Here is a 4,946-nt window from a genome sequence, read left to right as displayed (position 1 = left end):
TGGAAATCCGGCGAGGCAAGCGCATTTGCAGGAGTTCGAAAATGTCCTCGGCGCTGGAATGCCAAATTCGGATCAGATGATCGGGGCATTACCATCGACGGTTCCCGCCTGCCGGTCCATTCCGAGCGGAGCCAGTGAAGCTGCCGCTCAACGGGTGGACGTGGTCACCGACTGCACGGATGTCTTGCACACGGACCGGCGCTCGCCGACCATACTGCGGTCGGGGTGAAGAAGGTCGCCGCCTCAGCGCCGGTCAGAGGCGGTGGGGCCGCGAGCATCGTCTACGGCGTGAACCACGACACGCACGATCCAAGGGGCTCCGGACCGTCACGGGCGCGTCATGCGCGACGAAATGCGTTGCGCCGGTGGGAAGGTCGATCCACGAGCTGCTGGGCGTCCGCCACGGCTCGATCATCACGATCAACGGCGTAACCGACACGCAGACCGGCCCGGCAAGGAGGTGCGCCGCGCGATCGGCCTGAAAAACCTGACCCCAACAACGACGCGCTCCGTCACCTAGATCACGCTGATTTACCGCGAGCTGACCGGCGCCTGAGCGATTGGATCCTGCGGGTCGCGCTGCTGAACAGCTCGCTGACCGACTGCGTGATCGAGATCGAGCGCAAGACCAGCGTCAAACAGGTCAACGCGTTGTCTCGTGCCGCGACGGAGGGGAACTCAGCTGCATCCTCGGAAACGAGGAGCGCCTGCTCGTCTCGACAGACTATCTGGATGATCCCCGCTCCTGTTCCTTTGGAGCGCGCCAAACGCGTGGATCGTCGTCAGGATTTCGATCTACTTCTATCGGGTTCTTTCGCACGGGGGGATCTACTAAATGCCCGATGCCGGCGGACGCCTCGTCTGCACTGTCCTGTCGAGGGCAAGCGACCAGCTGTGTGTGCTGCTTGTATCTGCTTGGCCACCGAAATGGTAGGCTCGAGCTGGCTGAGGGCCGGACGAACTCGACCGGCAGCGCCTGGCGTCGCCAGAGGGGCATTGACTATCATTGGGCCGGCGCGAGCCGTGCCGCGGAGTGCGGGGCTTTTTGGATACGGTTGGCAGTCTTGGAATGCTCACTCGCATGCTGAGCTTGACCGCAGTGTCCTTGCCATTGTGCAGGTTGTGGAACTGGAATCTCGGTGCAGTCTCGTCAACGCGTCACCAGCCCCAGGTGATCAGCACCCGGCGATGCGCCGCGCAAACACCGGAGCCGGACACTGAACTCCCAGCTCCTCGTTTTGCTCACGTTGTGCTCAAGGGCGCGAGCGCGGTTGATCTATCAGCGGTGACCGTTGATGACGTTTATCGGTGAGGGGCTCCAGCGTTGCGCCGCCTCCGTAAGGCTGTCCCAAGTGAAGCTTTCGGGCGTCATCCGCTGCCGGGTCGGCTGCCAGAACACGGACGATACAGACAGACGCCCGATCATGCGGCGTACGATCTGAAAGCAGAGCTGCCGGCCGCTATCGCGCGTCCCGTAGATCAGCGCATCGCAGCTCACCCCCGCCTGACGTGACCAATCACTTCCTAGACGGCCATAAAGCGCGACCTCTCCATGATCGGTAACATAACGGATGCTGTCCCCGCGCAGCCCGAGATCCAGTGCCGTGATCGTGGCGCCGGTTTGGGTCAGAACACGGCCTATGATGGCCGGAAGCTGATAGAACGCGGTTGTCTCGGTCCGTGCGAAAGCGATCGTGGCGGAGATTTTGTGCGGGAGTTCGATCATCTTGCGCCTCTTATGTCCTGTGTTCCGACAAGTTCAGCCGCATCTCGCGGCTTCTTGCTGCCGCCCCGGCGTCACAGATGAGCCTTTCAGAGATGAGTTTACAGTTCGTTCCTGCTACAGCGCGGGGGAGCACCGCGGATTTCAACATTTCGCTAGGTCACCAGAACGACAAAGGGGCGCCCTTGCGGACGCCCCCCAGCCTTCTCTTGGTCGACGGTTCAGCAGCTGTAGTACAGCTTGAACTCCATCGGGTGCGGCGTGTGCTCGTAGGCGTAGATCTCGTCCCACTTCAGATCCATATAGGCTTGGATCTGGTCCTTTGTGAACACGTCGCCCGCCGTCAGGAAGTCCATGTCGGCCTCGAGCTCGGTCAGCGCCTCGCGCAGGGAGTGGCAGACCGTCGGGATGCCCTGCAGCTCTTCTGCCGGCAGGTCGTAGAGGTCCTTATCCATGGCTTCGCCCGGATGGATCTTGTTCTTGATCCCGTCGATGCCCGCCATGAGCAGTGCCGAGAAGCACAGGTAGGGGTTCGCGGCCGGGTCGGGGAAGCGAGCCTCGACGCGCTTGGCCTTGGGCGATTCGGCCCACGGGATCCGGACGCAGCCCGAACGGTTGCGGGCCGAGTAGGCGCGCAGCACGGGGGCCTCGAAGCCGGGGATCAGGCGCTTGTACGAGTTCGTCGTCGGGTTGGTGAACGCGTTCAGCGCCTTGGCGTGCTTGAGGATGCCGCCGATATACCACAGCGCCTCGTCCGACAGATCGGCATACTTGTCGCCCGCGAAGAGCGGCTTGCCGTCCTTCCAGATCGACATGTTGACGTGCATGCCGGTGCCGTTGTCGCCCGAAATGGGCTTGGGCATGAAGGTCGCCGACTTGCCGTAGGCATGCGCGACGTTCTTGATGACGTACTTGTACTTCTGGATCTGATCGGCCTGGTCGGTCAGGGTCCCGAAGATCAGGCCCAGCTCGTGCTGGCAGGACGCGACCTCGTGGTGGTGCTTGTCCACCTTCATGCCCATGCGCTTCATGGTCGACAGCATCTCGGACCGAAGGTCCTGCGCATCGTCCACCGGGTTCACGGGGAAGTAGCCGCCCTTGATGCCGGGGCGATGGCCCATGTTGCCGCTTTCGAACTCGGTGTCGCTGTTCCAGGCGCCGTCAGCGGCGTCGACCTGGTAGGACACCTTGTTCATCGACACCGAGAAGCGAACGTCGTCGAACAGGAAGAACTCGGCCTCGGGGCCCATGAAGGCGGTGTCGCCGATGCCCGACGCCTTGAGGTATTCCTCCGCGTTGCGGGCGGTGCCGCGCGGGTCGCGGTCGTAGCGCTCCATCGTGTCGGGCTCGTACACGGTGCAGTGGACGGCCAGCGTCTTCTCGGCGTAGAACGGGTCCATGTAGGCCGAGGCCGGATCGGGCATCAGCTTCATGTCGGACTGGTCGATGGTCTTCCAGCCGGCGATCGAAGAGCCGTCGAACATGAAGCCTTCGTCCAGGAAATCCTCGTCGACCTGGTCGGCCATCACCGTCACGTGCTGCAGCGTGCCGCGCGGGTCGGTGAAGCGGATGTCGACGTACTCGACGTCTTCATCCTTGATGGTCTTCAGCATGTCGTCCTTGTTCATGGGTCCCTCTTGGTTGGGTATTTCGCAGGAAGGCTTACAGCGCGTCCGAGCCGGTCTCGCCGGTACGGATGCGGATGGCCTGTTCGACAGGGGAGACGAAGATCTTCCCGTCGCCGATCTTGTCTGTCTTCGCGGCGGAGACGATGGCCTCGATCGCGGCGTCGACCTGGTTGTCGTCGAGCACGACCTCGATCTTCACCTTGGGCAGGAAGTCGACCACGTATTCGGCACCACGATAAAGCTCGGTATGACCTTTCTGGCGGCCAAAGCCCTTTACCTCGAGGACCGAGAGGCCTTGGATGCCCACATCCTGAAGCGCTTCCTTCACCTCGTCGAGTTTGAAGGGTTTGATGATCGCCTCGATTTTCTTCATCTGGCCGATTCCTCCGGTCTCCGGTTCAATGGGGTCAGACCACTTCCCGCGTCGTCTCTCAATCGGGGACCCGACCGGGGCGCGGTCGGCGCCGTCGCCTTCGTAGGGGTTGCCCGATTTTTGTGCAATGTGATTGTCCGCGCGACGTTTTGAGAAAGGAATGCCATGCCGCGTCTGCTGAGTGCCGAAGAGATGCGCGAAATCGAACGAGCTGCCATCGATTCAGGCAGCGTAACGGGTCGCGTTTTGATGGAGCGTGCCGGGTACGGGGCAGTGAGCGCGCTGATGTCGCGCTGGCCCGATTTTGCTTCGGGGTCGCATCGGGCGATCGTCTTGTGCGGGCCGGGCAACAACGGCGGCGACGGCTTCGTCGTCGCGCGTCTGCTGGCCGGGCGCGGCTGGGACGTGCGGGTGCTGCTGATGGGCGATCCCGCAAGCCTTCCGCCGGACGCGCGCGCCAACCACGACCTCTGGGCCGGAATCGGTGCGGTCGAGGAACTGACGCACGATGCGCTGGGGGACCAGCCGGACCTTGTGGTGGACGCCATCTTCGGCACCGGCCTGTCGCGCCCGTTCGAGGCCGAGAGTATCACCTCCGCGCTATCCGCCATGGCGGACGGGGATACCGTGCGGGTCCTGGCGCTCGACATGCCGTCGGGCTGGTGCGCGGACAGCGGCCGTTGGCTGGGCGAGGGCACGACGCCGACGCGCACGAACCTGACCGTGGCGTTCCATTCCGCCAAGCGCGGCCACTACCTTGGCAGCGGACCCGAGACATGCGGGGCGCTCGCGGTCGTCGATATCGGGCTGACGCACGACGGTGCGGGCCTTGCGCTCGTGGAAGCGCCGCCGGCCGGGCGCCTGATAAAGCGGGGCGGGCACAAGTATGGCTATGGCCATGCACTGGTGCTTGGGGGTGGTGTCGCCAAAGGGGGCGCTGCGCGCATGGCGGCGCGCGGGGCGCTAAGGATCGGGGCGGGGCTGGTGACGCTCGCGGTGCCCGAAGCCGCGCTGCAGGAGAACGCCGCGCAGCTCGACGCGGTGATGCTCACGCGTATGAACGATGTAAGAGATCTGTCGGAGATTCTGAAAGACGATCGTCTGAACGCGCTCTGCCTTGGGCCGGGGCTTGGTCATGGCAGCGGGACGCGTGCCCTTGTCCACGCCGCGCTCGAGGTCGAGCGGCCGGTGGTGCTGGATGCCGATGCGATGACCAGCTTCG

Annotated in this window: 4 protein-coding genes; 1 reads left to right on the top strand and 3 read right to left on the bottom strand. The window is 63.7% G+C overall.

Features of this window, described 5'->3' with window-relative positions:
* Positions 1-1,279 precede the first annotated feature (1,279 nt).
* The 3 genes from ACFDS3_RS15555 to ACFDS3_RS15545 all read right to left on the bottom strand — a co-directional run bounded on the left by ACFDS3_RS15555 (position 1,280) and on the right by ACFDS3_RS15545 (position 3,724).
* Positions 1,280-1,726, bottom strand: a complete 447-nt coding sequence (locus tag ACFDS3_RS15555) for a hypothetical protein (RefSeq protein WP_375263272.1) — start codon at positions 1,724-1,726, stop codon at positions 1,280-1,282.
* Positions 1,727-1,944: 218 nt separating this feature from the next.
* Positions 1,945-3,351, bottom strand: coding sequence for a type I glutamate--ammonia ligase (glnA, locus tag ACFDS3_RS15550; protein WP_375263271.1), 1,407 nt, complete (start codon positions 3,349-3,351; stop codon positions 1,945-1,947).
* A 34-nt stretch (positions 3,352-3,385) separates the two neighbouring features.
* The gene (locus ACFDS3_RS15545; RefSeq protein ID WP_085852412.1) at positions 3,386-3,724 is read right to left on the bottom strand and encodes a P-II family nitrogen regulator; all 339 of its coding nucleotides are present in this window, start codon (positions 3,722-3,724) and stop codon (positions 3,386-3,388) included.
* A 165-nt stretch (positions 3,725-3,889) separates the two neighbouring features.
* Between ACFDS3_RS15545 and ACFDS3_RS15540 the strand changes: the two genes are divergently transcribed.
* On the top strand, positions 3,890-4,946 hold a 1,057-nt coding region (locus ACFDS3_RS15540; RefSeq protein ID WP_375263270.1), incomplete at its 3' end, for an NAD(P)H-hydrate epimerase.

This window comes from Palleronia sp. (genome assembly GCF_042089775.1).
In the GTDB taxonomy this organism is placed as follows: domain Bacteria; phylum Pseudomonadota; class Alphaproteobacteria; order Rhodobacterales; family Rhodobacteraceae; genus Palleronia.
Note: the sequence above shows the minus strand (reverse complement) of the source record. Positions and strands in the feature narration are given on the sequence as shown.

Coding starts and splice junctions, on each gene's coding strand:
- ACFDS3_RS15555 (WP_375263272.1), bottom strand. CDS start 1,726: ATGATCGAACTCCCGCACAAAATCTCCGCCACGATCGCTTTCGCACGG.
- glnA (WP_375263271.1), bottom strand. CDS start 3,351: ATGAACAAGGACGACATGCTGAAGACCATCAAGGATGAAGACGTCGAG.
- ACFDS3_RS15545 (WP_085852412.1), bottom strand. CDS start 3,724: ATGAAGAAAATCGAGGCGATCATCAAACCCTTCAAACTCGACGAGGTG.